The 15,023-nt window shown below is 69.9% G+C and carries 12 protein-coding genes; 4 read left to right on the top strand and 8 right to left on the bottom strand.

Features of this window, described 5'->3' with window-relative positions; genetic code table 11:
• Window positions 1-68: 68 nt before the first annotated feature.
• Window positions 69-2,084 carry a ParB/RepB/Spo0J family partition protein gene (locus tag BM004_RS36385; protein ID WP_177206730.1) on the bottom strand — a complete coding sequence of 672 codons (2,016 nt, stop codon included), beginning with the start codon at window positions 2,082-2,084 and terminating at the stop codon, window positions 69-71.
• A gap of 1,190 nt (window positions 2,085-3,274) precedes the next feature.
• Here BM004_RS36385 and BM004_RS36380 point away from each other — a divergent pair.
• Window positions 3,275-3,970 carry a response regulator transcription factor gene (locus tag BM004_RS36380; RefSeq protein WP_093221157.1) on the top strand — a complete coding sequence of 232 codons (696 nt, stop codon included), beginning with the start codon at window positions 3,275-3,277 and terminating at the stop codon, window positions 3,968-3,970.
• Between the two features lie 157 nt (window positions 3,971-4,127).
• Here BM004_RS36380 and BM004_RS36375 read toward each other — a convergent pair whose 3' ends face one another.
• Window positions 4,128-4,559, bottom strand: a complete 432-nt coding sequence (locus BM004_RS36375; protein ID WP_093221154.1) for a response regulator transcription factor — start codon at window positions 4,557-4,559, stop codon at window positions 4,128-4,130.
• A gap of 289 nt (window positions 4,560-4,848) precedes the next feature.
• Between BM004_RS36375 and BM004_RS36370 the strand changes: the two genes are divergently transcribed.
• A complete protein-coding gene (locus tag BM004_RS36370) occupies window positions 4,849-5,256 on the top strand; it encodes a hypothetical protein (protein ID WP_093221152.1) in 408 nt (135 codons plus the stop codon).
• 728 nt (window positions 5,257-5,984) lie between these two features.
• On the opposite strand, the gene BM004_RS36365 is transcribed toward BM004_RS36370, so the two are convergent.
• From BM004_RS36365 to BM004_RS36355, 3 genes are all read right to left on the bottom strand, one after another.
• Entirely contained in the window at window positions 5,985-6,410 is a 426-nt protein-coding gene (locus BM004_RS36365) for a hypothetical protein (protein ID WP_093221149.1), read from the bottom strand.
• A gap of 526 nt (window positions 6,411-6,936) precedes the next feature.
• The gene (locus BM004_RS36360) at window positions 6,937-7,281 is read right to left on the bottom strand and encodes a DUF2958 domain-containing protein (protein WP_093221146.1); all 345 of its coding nucleotides are present in this window, start codon (window positions 7,279-7,281) and stop codon (window positions 6,937-6,939) included.
• Between the two features lie 967 nt (window positions 7,282-8,248).
• Entirely contained in the window at window positions 8,249-9,184 is a 936-nt protein-coding gene (locus tag BM004_RS36355) for a hypothetical protein (RefSeq protein WP_093221140.1), read from the bottom strand.
• A gap of 327 nt (window positions 9,185-9,511) precedes the next feature.
• Between BM004_RS36355 and panD the strand changes: the two genes are divergently transcribed.
• A complete protein-coding gene (panD, locus tag BM004_RS36350; protein WP_093221137.1) occupies window positions 9,512-9,913 on the top strand; it encodes an aspartate 1-decarboxylase in 402 nt (133 codons plus the stop codon).
• A gap of 335 nt (window positions 9,914-10,248) precedes the next feature.
• Here the strand turns inward: panD and BM004_RS36345 are convergent, their stop codons facing one another.
• The 3 genes from BM004_RS36345 to BM004_RS36335 all read right to left on the bottom strand — a co-directional run bounded on the left by BM004_RS36345 (window position 10,249) and on the right by BM004_RS36335 (window position 13,909).
• Entirely contained in the window at window positions 10,249-11,205 is a 957-nt protein-coding gene (locus tag BM004_RS36345; protein ID WP_256220222.1) for an ArdC family protein, read from the bottom strand.
• A 759-nt stretch (window positions 11,206-11,964) separates the two neighbouring features.
• The gene (locus tag BM004_RS36340; RefSeq protein ID WP_093221134.1) at window positions 11,965-12,618 is read right to left on the bottom strand and encodes a JAB domain-containing protein; all 654 of its coding nucleotides are present in this window, start codon (window positions 12,616-12,618) and stop codon (window positions 11,965-11,967) included.
• A gap of 580 nt (window positions 12,619-13,198) precedes the next feature.
• Complete coding sequence (locus BM004_RS36335) at window positions 13,199-13,909, bottom strand: DUF932 domain-containing protein (protein WP_256220232.1); 711 nt, start codon at window positions 13,907-13,909, stop codon at window positions 13,199-13,201.
• A gap of 624 nt (window positions 13,910-14,533) precedes the next feature.
• Between BM004_RS36335 and BM004_RS36330 the strand changes: the two genes are divergently transcribed.
• On the top strand, window positions 14,534-14,884 hold the full coding sequence (locus BM004_RS36330) for a hypothetical protein (protein ID WP_093221127.1): 351 nt from the start codon (window positions 14,534-14,536) through the stop codon (window positions 14,882-14,884).
• The last annotated feature ends 139 nt before the right edge of the window (window positions 14,885-15,023 follow it).

Below are 15,023 nucleotides of genomic sequence, written 5' to 3'. Positions count from 1 at the left end.
CGCGGCGTCGCGTTCGCCGGAAAAAAACCCCGCCCGCACCGGCGGCACAGGCAGGGCTTCGTGCAGGTTCAACCTTGCGTCTGGCGATCAGCGTCGCCCTCTTCGCCTTCGTCTTCCTCGCCTGGCGCCATTTCAGACGCTGCGCCCTCCTCGTTCTGCTCGTTCTCCTCACTCCGCGCGTGCTGCGTACGCAGCGGCAGCGGCACCCACCGCGTGCCTTCGAGCTGGCTGGCGCAATGCGCCGCGAGCGCGGGCTTCTTGAGCGCAGCGAGGGACGCCGGAAGCTCGGCGCCCGTGGCCTCGCGCACCGCTTCGCACATTGCCGACTTGCTCACGTGCAGCAGGTAGTGCCGCTGCGTCGGCTGCCACCAGTCGGCCATGTCCAGGCCGAGCGCGGCGGCGAGCGCGTCGCTCATGTCCGCGCGCGACGGCATGCGCGTGCGCATCGCATCGACGCTGCGCGCCGTGCAGTACGCGAGCAGGTCCAGCAGCACCTCCTGCGGCTGCGCGAGCAGCCACGCGAAGAGCGCGTCGGGGTTGCCCGGCAGCTGGTCGCCCCACAGGCTCTCGGCCTGCCCGAGCACGCCCGCCGCGCGGCTGTCGCCATGGTCGGTGGCCGCCTGCGCGAGCGTGCCGTCGCCGCACACGCGCGTGGACACGCCCACGATGTCGTTGCCCGGCCCGTAGAGGCTGAACACCGTCTCGGCCATGCGATGCGCCAGCGCCGCGAGTGCCACGTGCGGCTGTTGCAGCAAGGCAGCCTGCAGCGCCGCCGTGCGGTGCGCGCTCAGGTCGCGCATCAGGCGCTCGCTGATGGCACCCCTGGCGGTCACGCCAGCCTGCGCATCCGAGGACTGCGCGGATTCGTCATCCGCCGTCATGCCTTCCCCTGCCCCCTCTGCGGTCCCCATCCCGGCGCGACGTGCCGCCCGGTCGGCGGGACGCACGAGGCCGCGCTCGACCACCACCTCGCCGCGGCTGTCCAGCCGCACGAGCGCACCGGCACGCGCGAGCTGCTCGGGCGACCACTGCCGCAGTGCCGCGCGCGCCGCCTCGAGCTCGTCCTCCACCTTGTCCAGCGCGCCGCCGAGCTGCGCCTCGCGCGCCTCGAAGTCATCGGCCTCGGGGTCGCCGTCCGTCTGGTGCGCATCCAGGGCCTGCGCGGACGTCAGCGCCAGCGCCTCCAGCTTGGCGAGGGCCTGGGCCTCCTGCGGCATGGGCGCCCGCTCGCCCTGCGCCTCGAAGCCGAAACCGCGCCATGCGGCCCGATCGGTGTCGAGCGTGACCTCGACCCACGACCAGCCCTCGGTGCGCACGGCCTCGGCATGGCCGCGCAGCCGCTCCATCGCCAACGCATGCAGCCTCGGCAGGTCGTCGAGGAAGATGCCTGACAGATCCTCGCCCGAGGCGAAGAGGTCCCGGCGCACCGCGCCGCCCTCGGCCTCGTAGGCGTCCAGCCCGACGAAGCGAGCGAGCCGGCTGTCCGCGCTGCAGGCCTCGGCGGTGACCGCATCGCGGATGCGCCATGCGCTGCGGTCGTGCGGGCGCAGGCCGTCCCAGACCGCCTCCTGCGCCTGAAGGTCGTCGATCAGCGCGAGCGCCTGCAGCTGGTCGTTGTCGATCTCCCCGGCGCGGTACATGGCGATGAAACGGGGGGCCAGCCGCGCGAGCCGCAGGCGCCGCTCGACGCTCAGCACCGAGACGCCAAAGCGCTGCGCCACCTGCGCCACGCTCAGGTGCTCGTCCTCGATGAGCTGTCGAAACGCCACCATCTGGTCGGCCGGGTGCATGGCCTCGCGCCCCGAGTTCTCCGCGAGCGACACCTGCCGCGCATGCACCGCATCGCACAGACGGCACTCGACCGGGTGGGCACCTGCCAGGCGCCCGCGCTCGGCCAACATCTGCAACGCGCGCAAGCGCCGCCCGCCGGCCACGACGGCGTAGCAACCATCGTCCTGGGCCACCACGCTCAGGCGCTGCAGCAAGCCCTGCGCGTCGATCAGCGCGGCGAGCTCGGCCAGCCCTTCGGCGCCTTGCACACGCCGGACGTTCGCCTCCCCGAGCACGAGGCGGTCCAGCGGCACGAGCAGGTCCCGCGACGGGGGTTTTGCCGTCCCCGACCCGGCGTCTTCACCGGCTTGGCGCGGCGCAGCGCGGCCCCGTTTCGCGCGGGTCACCGGCGGTGCCGCCTTCGTCAAAACCCGGGTCTTCTTCGCATCAGCAATCGCGTTCATGGCAATTTCCTTTCGTTGAAATGAACAGTCAATGCACACACACGGACAAAGGAACCCGAGGCACCGCAGCCGCTGCGCCTCTTTCTTCCGGCAGGCCGGATTCCTAGATTCGGAGCCCTTCCAGGAAGGGTTGCCTGCACGCACCGGCCGCCTCCTGGCGGCTGGCTGCCGTTCTCCTGAGTTCTTCGCCCGGTGGCGTCCGGCGCGCACGGGGACGGGAGCGCAAGGGGGAAGCCTTCGTAACGCGCAGGCGTTATGAACACCCCCTTGCAGGCGCAGCCGGGCGCCCGGCTCCGCGCGCGCACAGTCACCGGACACAAGCGAAGAAATCAGGAAAACGGCCGCCCACGAGGCCTCCGGTGCGGGCAGGCAACCGCCGCGCGGCGAGCGCCCCCACGTGCCGCAGGCACGTCACGCATCGGAAGTCGGGGACGCAGTCCCGCGCCAGGGATGCGCAAGGCCGCCCGAGCGGGCGGTCCCGGCAGGGGATGAACGCGAAGGCGCGAACCTGGAGCTCCCCGACGCCGGCGCCGCCGGCGGGGCGCCCGCCTCACGTCCCAAGGACCCCGCGCCACCCCCAACCCTAGAAAGAAACCACGAAGGGCTCACACGGCCGAGCTCATCGCCCATGCAGCCCCAACGCCGCGCCGATGCACCGCCCCCCGGGGACACCATCGGGCGCCAGCCGCCCCGAAGCTGAACCGGAGGACCTTGTCCAGCCTGACCGCCTCGATCGCCCGCCGAGCGCGAAGATGCAGACCGCCGAAGCATGCGCCATGCGTGCGCGCTCGGCAGGGGTCCGGGCCCGGTCCCGCTGTGCCGGGCGTTGCGACAGCCGGGCCGCCGCACGGTCTTGGTGACCAAGACATGGCCACGGTGAGCGGGCGGGGACGACGAGAACCTGGGCTTGCGCGACAATCGCCCGCCTCGTGACACGCGACGATCCCGTGGTGGCCGTGGCGGCGCGCGAGGCATAAACTCGAGAGACGACGTGGACGACGACCACCCCTTCCTTTTGGGCTCCTCACTGGCACAGCGCGATGCGGATACTGCTCATTGAAGACGAGACCATGCTCACCGATTGCGTCCGGGAGGGCCTGGAAGGATTGGGCTGTCACCTCGATCTTGCGCGCGATGGTGTGGAAGGGCGCTACCTCGCGATCGAGGGAGACTATGCCCTGGTGCTGCTCGACGTGGCCCTGGCAGGCGCCGACCTCGCCGTCCTGCAGGCCATCCGCCGCACCAAGCAAATGCCCGTGCTGATACTCACCGCGCGCGACAAGCTCGCAGACCGCCTGCGGGGACTGCAGCTCGGCGCGGACGACTACCTCGCGATGCCCTTTTCCGCAGCGGCACTGCGCGTGCGCGTGCAGGCGCTGCTGCAGCGACGCACGCCACCGCCGTTGACGCGTGTGCAGTTGGCCGACCTCCAGGTCGATCTCCAACGCCGCGAATGCGCACGCAACCGCGTCCGGCTCAAGCTCTCACCCAAGGAATTCGACTTGCTCGCCGAGCTCCTCCAGCACCCCGGCAAGGTCGTGTCGCACGCCACGCTCGCGCAGCGCGTGTGGAACACGCGCTTCGAGGACGACTGCAGCACGCTCGAGGTCACCGTGGGGCGCCTGCGCAAGAAACTGGACGGCCCCTTCGACGTGAAACTGCTGCACACGGTTCGCGGTGCCGGCTACGTGCTCGAGGATCGCGAAGCGGCATCGGGCGCGCTGGGCGCCTTCTGATCAAACGCGTGGCGCACGCAGGGTCGCTGTGCCATGTCGCTCGCGCGTTGCCGAACGCCGCCGCCGCCGGTCTTTGCCCCTTTATGACTTGGACGCTGCCGTCGACGGCGCCCACCGTCGGCACAGGGCCGCTCGTGGCGGTACCGTCACGCGACGCTCAGCCAGGGGGTTTGATGCGAGGCGGCGCCGCCGCGCGCGACCGGCCGCTGGCCCCTTGCGTGCAGTGAAGCTGCGTGCACCATTCGAAGAATGCATCCATCTCCGTGAATTTGTCGAACAGGACGTCAGCACCGAGCCGCTGGACCCGCTCTCGCATCTCCGGGGTCGCATAGTTCGTCAGGACGACGACTCGCTGATGCGCCAAGCGGCGCTCCATCGCACGCAGCACGTCCAGACCGGATCCTTCGCGCAACACCAGGTCCACGACGGCGAGCTGCCAGCGATCAGGAAGCGCGCCCAGTGCCGCCACCGCGTCACGGGCCGTCTCTGCGACGGCGATGACCTCCACGGCAGCCATGTCGTGCAGCGCCGGGATCAAGCCGTCCCGGAATGTCTGACTGTCTTCAATGAGCAGGGCACAGAGCAGCATGCGAACACCTCCAAGGGGATGATGAAGAACGGGACGCCGCGGGAATGGTCAAGGACGGTCGCGTCACCGCGGCCAGCGCGGTTGCGCATGCCGCGCGGCGAACCTGCCCCAGCAGGGACGAACGCGAAGGAATGGGCGCGCCGAGAGCCCGACGTTCTGCAGCCCTCGAACCGCGCCCGCGCGCCATCGCGCCCTTGCCCATGCGGGGTGAGAGCAACGCCCTGCCGCTCGTCGTCAGTCCGCGGATCACGGCTTCGGCGCTGTCGCCCCCGATCTCGTCGACCGCGCCATGGATCAAACCCTCGGCCACCAGGTGCGCCGCAGCATCGCATTCATCCGGTTGCGTCACGATCGCAGGAAAATCGGCGTGCTCGAGGAAGCGCAGGAAGGCCAGCGCGAGGCTGTGTCTTTCCTGCCCGACCGTCCGCGGGGGAAGGCGTCCCCTCACCTCCGCGATGTCCTGGACCCCCTCTTCGGTGAGGGCGTGAACCAAAGCAGCCCGCGTACAACGCTGGCGAGCGTGCGACAGGGCGAGCGTGGCCTCGATAAGACCGGTCGCTTTCAAACGCGCGACGTGCCTCGACTGCTGGGGACACGTGACGGCCAAAGGCAGGGGTCGCTGTGCGAGTTCAATCAAAAAGGGAAGGGGCATGGGCTCTCGCCTCCGGGTTCACTCTGGGAAGCCGACGGGATCTGACTTCTTTGGTATTACTTTTTATTGCAATGTGAAGTTATCACAATCGAAACCTTTTGTTGTTCAGCCGACGTTCAGGTTTTGAAGCCTGTTGCAGGCGAGGGAAGGTATGACGTGCTCCCGCGCCGAGACGCTGCTGGCACGTCAAGGCGCAACGGCGACGGACAGCGTCGGGCCACAGGCGCGCGATGGGCCCTTGCGCCTGTGCCTAGCGGTTGTGAGGGAAGGCGTGAGGCGTCCGCTCGCGCACGCCCCCCAGAGCGCGCGGGTCCCCAGCGTGGTGACAGTGGCACACGCGCGGCCGTCCAACTGCACGTGCGCCGGGGTGCCCAGCGTTCTCTCCCGATGCCCTGTCGGTGGCCATGGAAGCCGGCAAGACCTGCTTCGTGGCAAGTTCATCATCAAGATGGGCGCGTCCTGGACCGTGCCGTCCTGGAGCAGATCCCCGATGTGGCCAAGCGTGACTTGGCGCAGCCAGGCACCTGCAGCAAATAAGCCCTGGGCGTGCAGGCGGTCCGCAGGGGTTGGCCGCCTTCCGAGCGCCCACCCGGGCGCCACCCGTCGTCGGCCCGACCGCGCCGTGAGCGAAGGTCGGCGTACGGGTGGATGGAGCGAGTCGAATATGGGGGGTGACCCTCACGAAGGGACTCGCACGGACCTGCGTCATGCCGCAATTGGCACCCGCAGGGCGAGCCGGACAGGGCCCAATGTCCACCCGCGTGCCCTTGCCCTCAGGTTTGCACTTGCCGGACTGGCAGTCGCTTCCTCAATGCCTGCGCGACCACTTGTTGGAGCACCCTCGCGTCTTCGATGATGAGCGCATGCAGGCAGATCTCGTTGAAAGGAAGGTATATCGTTCGGTCCGTCACCTTTTCTCGCACCCGCAGGCCGCAGCGTTCAAGCTCTGCGACAAGGCGGCGTGCAATGGGGATGTCGAACTCGCCGAGCTCGACACTGGGTCGCCCCCACAGCTGCCGCACCGCTTGCCCGGCCGAGACCTCGCGCAAGCTCGGCACCGTGCGCCGCAGCGCCTGAATCTGCTGGCGACTGGGTCCCTGCGCGTCGAAGACCACGGTGATGGCGCGCAGCGAGCGGCGAATCTTCAGCAGCGTCCATCCCGATTGCGTTCCGTCCCAAAGATAGCTGTAGCTGGGCATCGTCGGCACTCCTGCTGCCAAGAATAACGCCAGGCAGGCAGGGCATCTTCGGCGCGGCGCTTGGCCGGCGGCCGAACCGCCCTTCGAGGCGTCGCCGACCTGGCGCCCACGGCTCGCAGCAGCTGATGCAGATTCCGGAGCACGTGCCTTGACTCATGGTTCGAGCACCGCCGTCGCGGGCGTCTTCGCGTCGCATGGGCGCGAGCCTGCTTGCATTGCAGGGGACGAAGGCCCGGTGAGCGACCAACAGGCATCGCGTGATTCGTTCGATCGATGAAACCGCGCCAGCCGTGCTGCGATGAGGGGCGGGGCGGGGCGGGCGGGGTGGGACCAGACCGGCACCGGGGCGGACAGGCGCCCTTGGCCAGAGTCCACACAAGGTGCCGACCCGCGCCCCGCGCGGCCGGCGACGTCTGCCGGCGTCCCCGTGTCAGGAGCGCTGCGTGCGGCTGTCACGGTGCAACACGCGGCCGGCGCGAAGAAGAATGACAGCGACCGTGCGACGACGGCCGATGCCTCGGTGTCGCTAGGTCACGATGCGCCCGCCCAGTCGCGCCTCACGCGCATAACCGCTCAGGGGCTTGTTGGCCACGAAATGCAGATCGCGCTCGATCGCCAGCCCCCATGGCCCGCGCAGGCCCTCCAGCTCCAGCAGGCTCACATAGCCGAGTTCGGGACAGCCCACGCCCAGGTCGCACAGCCCGAACGCGATGGCGCCGCCGGCGTCCAGTTCGCTCAGCAGCCAGGTCGCGCCCGCGTGGGGCGTGAACAGCTTGACCACAGGCGCCGGATCGTGACGCGGGTTCTCGGCCGATGTCCGGCCATGGGCCTGCAGCAGCGCGCGCTGGTCGTCGCTCAAAAGATTCGTCATGACGGTCTCTCCTTGGAAGGATGCAGGGCGGGATTGCCCGAGACCGTCACCGGCACGCCGCAGCGCAGCGGTCAGGGTTCGCAGACGGGCGCAGCCCGCCAGCGCACACCGTGCGCGCAGACCTTGACGGCGAGAACGGTGTGGCACCCTGAAGGAAACAGCGAGCCCAGCCCGCTCTCCCCTGCCTTGATTACCCTGCCGCGGCTCCCCGCGCGCCATGCTGTGCCGCGGCAGACGCGAGGGAGCCAAGCGTCCAGTCGCAGTGAAAAGCGCCGCCCCCAGCACAGCGATCAGGCTGCGCCGCACGATCGAGACTGCGGCGGCCACACCTCATGGAGCGCAATCCAGCTCGGCAGCGCGCAATCCCCACTCCGCTGCGCCAACCCGCTCGCCACCGCCGAGAACCACAAGACGCCTGCCCACCTCGCCTGGATCCCGGCGCCGCATGGGAGTCCCCCGCCTTCTTGCGCCAAGGCACCGGAGAATCTTCGAAAAATCAACGGCTTGGCGCAGCACGGAACTCACCGGCCACCGCCGCGCGCCAAGCGCCATGTCCGCACAGTGTCCGGGTCGGCCCGCCCAAGTCCGCCAGGGGCGCACCCAGGCGGCGCCGCTGCCTCGACCCTCAGATGGCCCCATTCCTCGAACGTCACCAAGTCCTTGCCGCTGGCGCTTGGACACGGTCGCAAACCAGCGTCTCGCTGCACCCGCTGCCCGGCGGCACCGAGCACCCGCCGCACGGATTCGGCAGCGGAGAGGACGCGGCGATCGTCGACCCGGCCGGCCCGGGCGGCCCGGGCGGCCCGGTCGGCCTCCCGTGCCGTTCCAGGGACGTCGCGCGACCTCTCGCCGGCGCTTCTGGACGTCACATCGAAGGCCGGGTCGACGCGAACCGCATGCGGCGCACGCGCGGCCGCAGGCACGGGCCGAGCGCGACACAGTGTCGCCTCTGCAACGAAGCGCAGCTTCACGCCCGCGGTGGATAGATCATCTGCGCCATCAGGCAGCAGACCAGCTCGAACCGATCGACCACCAGCAACGCGGGATCGTCCGCGTCCTGCGTGCCCACGAAGAACATCCACGCCTTGACCGCCTTCTCTTTGTGCTGCTTCGCTTCGTCGCGTGCGATCTCGACCTCGCGGCGCAGCGATTCTCGCTGCCGCGGCGTCCAGTGGGACCAGACCACGCGCACGCGGTACGCGATGCCGCGGCGCTTGTGCGCCGCATCCCACTCGCCCGCATCCAGGAGCCATTCCGCCGCGGCTTCGTTGACCGTGGGGGCACACCACTGCAAGGCGGCGTAGTAAAGGCGCCGGGGCTCTCGATGCACCGTGATCTCGCTGCCGGAGAGCCGACGGAAGACCTGATCGAATGTCTGTCCGACGCACTGCGGCACTGCCAACGGCAACCCGGCGCGGTCATGGGGAAAGGCGATGTAGGCGCGGCAGATCGGGCGCAAGGTGCCGACGGCGTGGCCACGACGGCCTTCCCCGCCCCCACGCGGCGGGCCGCCACCTCCGGCCCTGGTCCGGTTTCCAGAGGCGGCGTCCGGGCCGCGGCCGGTGCCTGCCACGTCGACGGCAGGCCGCTCGTGCGCGAGCACGAGCCTGTCCGGCCAGGGAAGCGGAAACCCACCCTCGCCTGTCCCCAGGGGAGCGGCCTTTGCGCGCTCCAGGTACGTCTGCGCGCCGAGCACGCCGCAGGATGGTCCGTGACTGGCGTTGGGCGAGAGCTTGAAATAGGGCCGCCGGAGATTGACGCCGCGCAGATAGGACGCAGGCCACGCCTTGACCGCGCAGTCATGGCACTCGTAGTCGTCCTTGTCGACCGGGTGCGTGTCCCAAAGCGATTCGGCATCGACGATGTCCCCCGTCGATTTGCGGCGCGCGCTGTCCATCTCCATCCCCCCTTCTCGTTGACCATGGCCGTTCTTGGAATGGTACCGGGCGCACCGCACCCGGCCGGCCAGACCCTGCACCGTGCACGCGACCCCATACCGCAAGGACGACGTGCAACGCTCCGGGGCAGTCCGCCCCGCCCGCGCGGGCAGCCCGCCTCGTGCCGCTTGACGTCTCTTGTCACAGTTCGGGCGCGAGCCGCGCCCGTGGCCCGACTATGCTTCGCCCGCCGCGCAGCGCCGCCCGGCGCACACCCTTCTCAGCCTCGCGCACCCCTCGCAGGACGCAAGACCGACCCATCGTTGCTCAGAGACAAAGAAAGCGTTCGACCCATGTTCCGCACCCTGCTCAAGTCCAAGATTCATCGCGTGGCCGTCACCGACTGCGAACTGCACTACGAAGGCTCCTGTGCCATCGACGAAGACCTGCTCGATGCCGCCAACCTGGCCGAGAACGAGCAGGTCCACATCTGGAACATCAACAATGGCGAGCGCTTCGTCACCTACGCAATCCGCGGCGAGCGCGGCAGCGGCATCATTTCGCTCAACGGCTCCGCCGCGCGCCGCGCGTCCGTGGGCGACCTGGTCATCATCGCGGCCTTCGGCCTGGTGGCGGAAGACCAGGTGGCGGGCCACCAACCCAGGCTCGTCTTCGTGGACGACGCCAACCGCATCAAGGAACAGCGCGCCCACATCCCGGTCCAGGCCGCAGCGCCCGCCCCGGCCATGGCCTGACGGCGCGCGTCGCCCCGCGGCATGCGCCCCGCGCGCCCTTTCGCGCCCGGTGCGCGCGCGAGGGCTGCCCGGGGCCGGGCAACTGCGGGAGTTGAGGCCGTTGGGGTGGCTTCCCATCGAGCCCGCGCTCGGGTGCGACGCCCGGCATCGGCCAGTCCGATGTCTGGCCTGCCGTCGCCGATCGATGGTCGTGCTGTCCGATAGTTCAGACAAAAACTTCAGTCTTGCAGCCGATAGAAGACAACTTCGCCAGGGAAGACAAGAAGCAGCGCCGCCACGACCCAGCACCGACCGCTGCGACGGGGCGTGCACCGCACGGCGGCGCTGCCGATGCCTCAACGAAGGTCTTCGACTTCCGGCAGGCCTCGTGCCAGGATCCAGTCGAACGCATCGCTGGCATGCCGCGCGGCCGTGAAGATCGCCGATCGGTCATGGCGCAACAACTGCAGCCAAGCCTCCACACAGCCCGTGTGGCCCTCGATGGTGGCCTGGACGAGCCCACAGTGCCCCATGAGAAAAACCGAGCCCAGCTCCGCCACGAGCGCCTCGAACGCAGGCGCCACGTCACCGAAGCGCGGGCCGAACGCGCGGTGCAGCCGCGCCGGATGCCCCGTCCAGTGCACGAGTTCGTGCAACAGCGTGGCGCAGTAGTTCTCGGCGCTCGCAAACCGCTTCGGCAACGGCAAGCGGATCTCGTCGCGCACCGGCACGTAGCTCGCGACCCCGAAGCCATGTCGCACCACGGCGTCGCAGCCGGCAACCAGCCGCAGCGCGGTCTCCACCGCCCCGCGGCCCTCGCCTGCCAGGGGGCCCGCCCATGCCGACGCCCCCTCGCATGCCGCCATGCCCGGATCGTCCGGCAGCCCGTCGACCTGGGCCAGGTTGAACAACCAGAATGGCCGACACCGCAGCACGCCGACGTGTGCCGACTCGAGACCCTCACCCTCACCCACGCCGCAGGTCGCCCTCTCGCCAGCCGCACCCGCGTGTGCCTCGTCGCGGGCCGGGCGGCCGGGTACACGATCGAAATGCGCGCACATCACCCCGCGTGCGCCCCTGCGGACCTGACCACCGAGCATCGCGGCGTGCCGGTAGGTCATCCAGACGTTCGTCGCATGGCCCTGTGCAATGGCCTCGTCCCACAGCAGCAGCACGTTCGCTCCCCGGTAGCACCGTCCCTTGTGAAGGTTGCGCGGAAAGCCGCGCGACGCCGCAGCGACCCAGCGGGCACGGGCCACGTGGCTGCCCTGCGCGAGCATGGCGATGATCCGGTCCGTCACGGCCTGTCGCACATCCAGGCGCCCGCCCGGGCGCCGTGGCGCCTGAGGCCATTCCCGCAGCCCTGTAGTGGGTGGGTCCTCGGGGGGTACGGGGGGAACGCCCGTGGCAGCCGGGGGCCGCGCAGCGGCCGAGGCCGACGTGCCGCGTCGCGCGAAAGCGCCTGAAGATCGAGTCATGGCAACGCCTTTCTGCGGCACCTGCCGCGGGGGTGGAAGAAGGAAAACCTGCTGTCGGAGCCGCCTCGACGCAGACCGGGCGAGGGGCCAGCGAGAAGGTCCGGGGCCCGGGCGCAGGCCGCAGCCGAGCGCCGCGAGGACCGGGCGAGCACGGGGGCGAAGCCTTCACCCTGGAGCGGGGAGCGACCCGCGCCATGCGTCGATCCAGAGGCGGCACGACCGCGGGTCGACACCTCCCCGCCGCAGGCCACATATGGCCGCCAGCGCCTGCGAGCTGCCGCGTGCCAGGGATGCGGCCAGCCCACTCACCGTGCATGCGCGTCCCGGCGTGCCAGCGCCGGACCTGACGAGGCGGGCCCTCGCCGCCACGCGGCGCTGATGGAAGCGACTTGAGCGCGCACGTGCCAGCGTGCGAGCGCCTGCGCTGTGCACCCGCGCGCACGACAAGCGCCGCCGGCACCTCGCGCGGCCAGCGTGCGAGCGTGCGCCGCGCGCGACCACCCCGAACGCACGCCGTTCAAAAAGCGAGGCCGAAAGAAAGAAAGAAAGAAAGAAAACGAAAAAGGGGCGCCGAAGCGCCCCGCAAGGCCTCGCTCAGACGAGGCCGCGCTCGGCCATCGAGACGGCCCGGTTTCCCGCAACCACGAAGTGGTCGAGCACCCGCACGTCGATGTGCGCGAGCGCCTCCTTCAGCGCATCCGTCAGCGCCCGGTCCGCCGCCGACGGCTCCACCTCGCCCGACGGATGGTTGTGCGCCAGGATCACGGCCGCGGCGTTGTGCTGCAGCGCCCGCTTGAGCACCTCCCGCGGATACACCCCGGTCGCCGTGAGCGTGCCCCGGAACAGGTCCTCGAAGGCCAGCAGCGCGCACCGTGCATCGAGGAACAGGATCGCGAAGCTCTCGTGCTGCTGCCCCGCGAAGTGCAGCTTGAGATAGTCCGAGACGGCGTAGGCAGAGCGGAAGGCCTCGGCCGGGCGCAGTTCTTCGGCGAGCAGCTCCCGCGCCAGGCGCAGCCCGCACAGCAGCTGCGTGCACCCCGGCAGCGACGAATCACGCGCAAAGCAGACCAGCTTGTGCAACGAGCGTCCTTGCGCGTCGTAGAGCACCTCCGCGTCGGCGCCGAGAAACGGCCGCAGCGCCTCGAGCACGCTGCGCTCGCGTGCCGTCATGGCAGACAGCGACGTCGTGAGGTCGGAGCAAACCGCGGAAGAGCCCGCAGCGGCAACGGAGGAAGTGGAAGCGTTCATGATGACGAACTCCTGTGAGATGACACAGGCGGGATTGCCTGCGAGACCCCGCCACCCCGTCGCAGCGCAGCGCTCCAGGCCGCCGCAGGCGCGCGGCACGCGCCGAGCACGCGCAGCGCGCGCAGGGCCTTGAACGCGAGAACGAGGGGGTAGCCTCAGGGCTCACAGGCAAGCCCTCCCCCACCCTGCGCAGAGGCCCCGGACGGGGCCCGCGACCTCGAACCCTCCGCGCACCGCCTGGTGTCCTTGGCTGCCACCCAATAGCGGGCGAACGCACAGGTGCCGGCTCTGAAAGACACAACGCAATGGAAGCCGGCCCTGCAACCCACGTCAAGGCCACGCGAAGCGCCCGGACGAAACGCGCGAGCATTCGACCGGACGCAGCGCCCGCGGCATGGCTGATGACCGATGGCCGATGGCACCCCATCGGTCCGTCGGCCGACAAGATCACGCAAAGACAGGGTGCCCCGGCATGGCGGTGTGCCGCGCGCGCCGCAGGCAAATGCCCGCGGCTCGGCAGCACGCCGCACGGGAGCGCCCCGGTCGACAGGGCCGGCGGCGACGCCGGCCCATGGCCGCCTCAGCGGCCGATGCGCTGCAGCGCCAGGTTCCACAGCCCGGTGTTGAGCCGCACGTTCTCGCGGATCGCGCGGATGCCGCGCGTGTGCATCACCCGGCCACGCGCCGTATGCCCCGGCAACCCGCCGCGCAGCACATGCTCCTGCACCGTGTTGAAGGTCCGCCAGACGTCGTCACCGACATCGGCCATCCGCCGGCGCTCCAGCAACTGCAGCGGTTCCACCGGCAACGCGTCATGACCCGCGAACCGCAACGCCAGCGCCTCGCGCGCGAAGTCGAGCTGCTGCCCCTGCGTCAGCATCGTCAGCCGCATCTGCGCGACCGCCGCCCCGACCTGCGCCAGATCGCGCGTGATCTTCTGCGCCGCATCGACGACGTTGGCCACGACGTTCCCCCGATGGCTCACATGGACGAACCCGACGTCGCCCATCGCCGTCAGCATGCCGTTCGCGCACACCGGCCGGAACAGCCCCGCGCGCAACTGGTAGGCGCTGCGCCCGTCGTGGGAATTGATCAGCACGATCTCGCCCAGCACGTCGTCCAGCGAGGGCGCCTGCACCACCGGCTTGAAGTGCAGCATGTGCCGCGCGTAGCCTTCGTTCCCAGGCGCACGCGAGCGCGTCTGCTGCACCGCCGTCGGCTCGAAGCCCGCATCCATCAGCGCCATCACGATGTCGCGCGTGCTGATGAACACGTACCGGGGACCGGTGATCCCGGCCGCACGCTCGGCAAAGACCGCCGGCGCCCTGCGCTGGACCTCCTGCAGCGACAGCGACGACCGGGCAGCGAAGGAGACGGCAGGCGAAGCAATGGAAGAAAGAGTAAGAAGAGGAGGAAGAGAAGAAGTTCATGACGAGCTCCAAAGGTGACACAGGCGGGATTGCCTGCGACGCCCGTGGATCACGCGGCAGCGCAGCGCTCCAGGCCGCCGCAGGCGCGCGGCACGCGCCGAGCACGCACAAGCGCGCAGGGCCTTGAACGCGAGAACCGCGTGGTACCGTGAAGCGACACAGGCAAGCCCCACCCCTGCCCTCCACTTGCCCCGTTTTTCCGCTCCCCTCCCCCACTCCGCCTTGCGCGCGCACGTTGCCGGGAACAGAGGCCCGGAACCCCTGTGATCGCCCGGAGCGACTCGCGTGCGTCGTGACGTGACCCCGAGTCATCGGCACCGCGGTCCGCGTCAGAGGCGCACACCGCGAGCGTTTACCGAGCGGATAAAATACTGGCCCCTCCTGCATGCGCCGGCTGGCGGCCACGGCAGAGCTGCGGAATGCCTCTCAACGAGACGTTGCGTCCGGCGCCTGGCCCATCGCGCCCCCCCCCCCGAAAGCACGAAATGAACACCACCGCAGACCCAGACATGTTCCAGCGGGGATACCGCGCGGGCGACAAGGCGACGGTGGATCTGTCGGATGAAGAGAACGAGACCCTGCTCCGGGCCTTCAAGGCCGGTTTTGTGCACCGCCGCGCGGAGCGCGCGGCGCTCGCCACGGGAAGTTCGAGTCCGGCCTACATGGGTCAGGAAGCCGCACACCGCGCGGGACTGAACGCCGACGACTTCACACCCTACGTCGGCATCGCGGCCATGCGGGACTGGGCGGAGGTACTCGGTGGAGGCCCGGTCACCGCCTCACACCCGCCGCGCATCGGCCAAGCGCCGCGGGACGTCTGGAACACCGGCAAGTGAGGAACGCGGACCGCGCCTGGATCAGCGCCCCTTCGGCGTCGGCCACCGCTTCACCTCATTCGGCCAAGAATAGGCCGGCGCGGGATGCGAAAGGTGGCGATTCTGGATCAAAAGGTGAGAACTGTGCGTCTCTCGAACT

This window comes from Variovorax sp. OK212 (assembly GCF_900112425.1).
Lineage (GTDB): Bacteria > Pseudomonadota > Gammaproteobacteria > Burkholderiales > Burkholderiaceae_C > Variovorax.
This window is presented reverse-complemented; position numbering and strand designations above follow the sequence as displayed.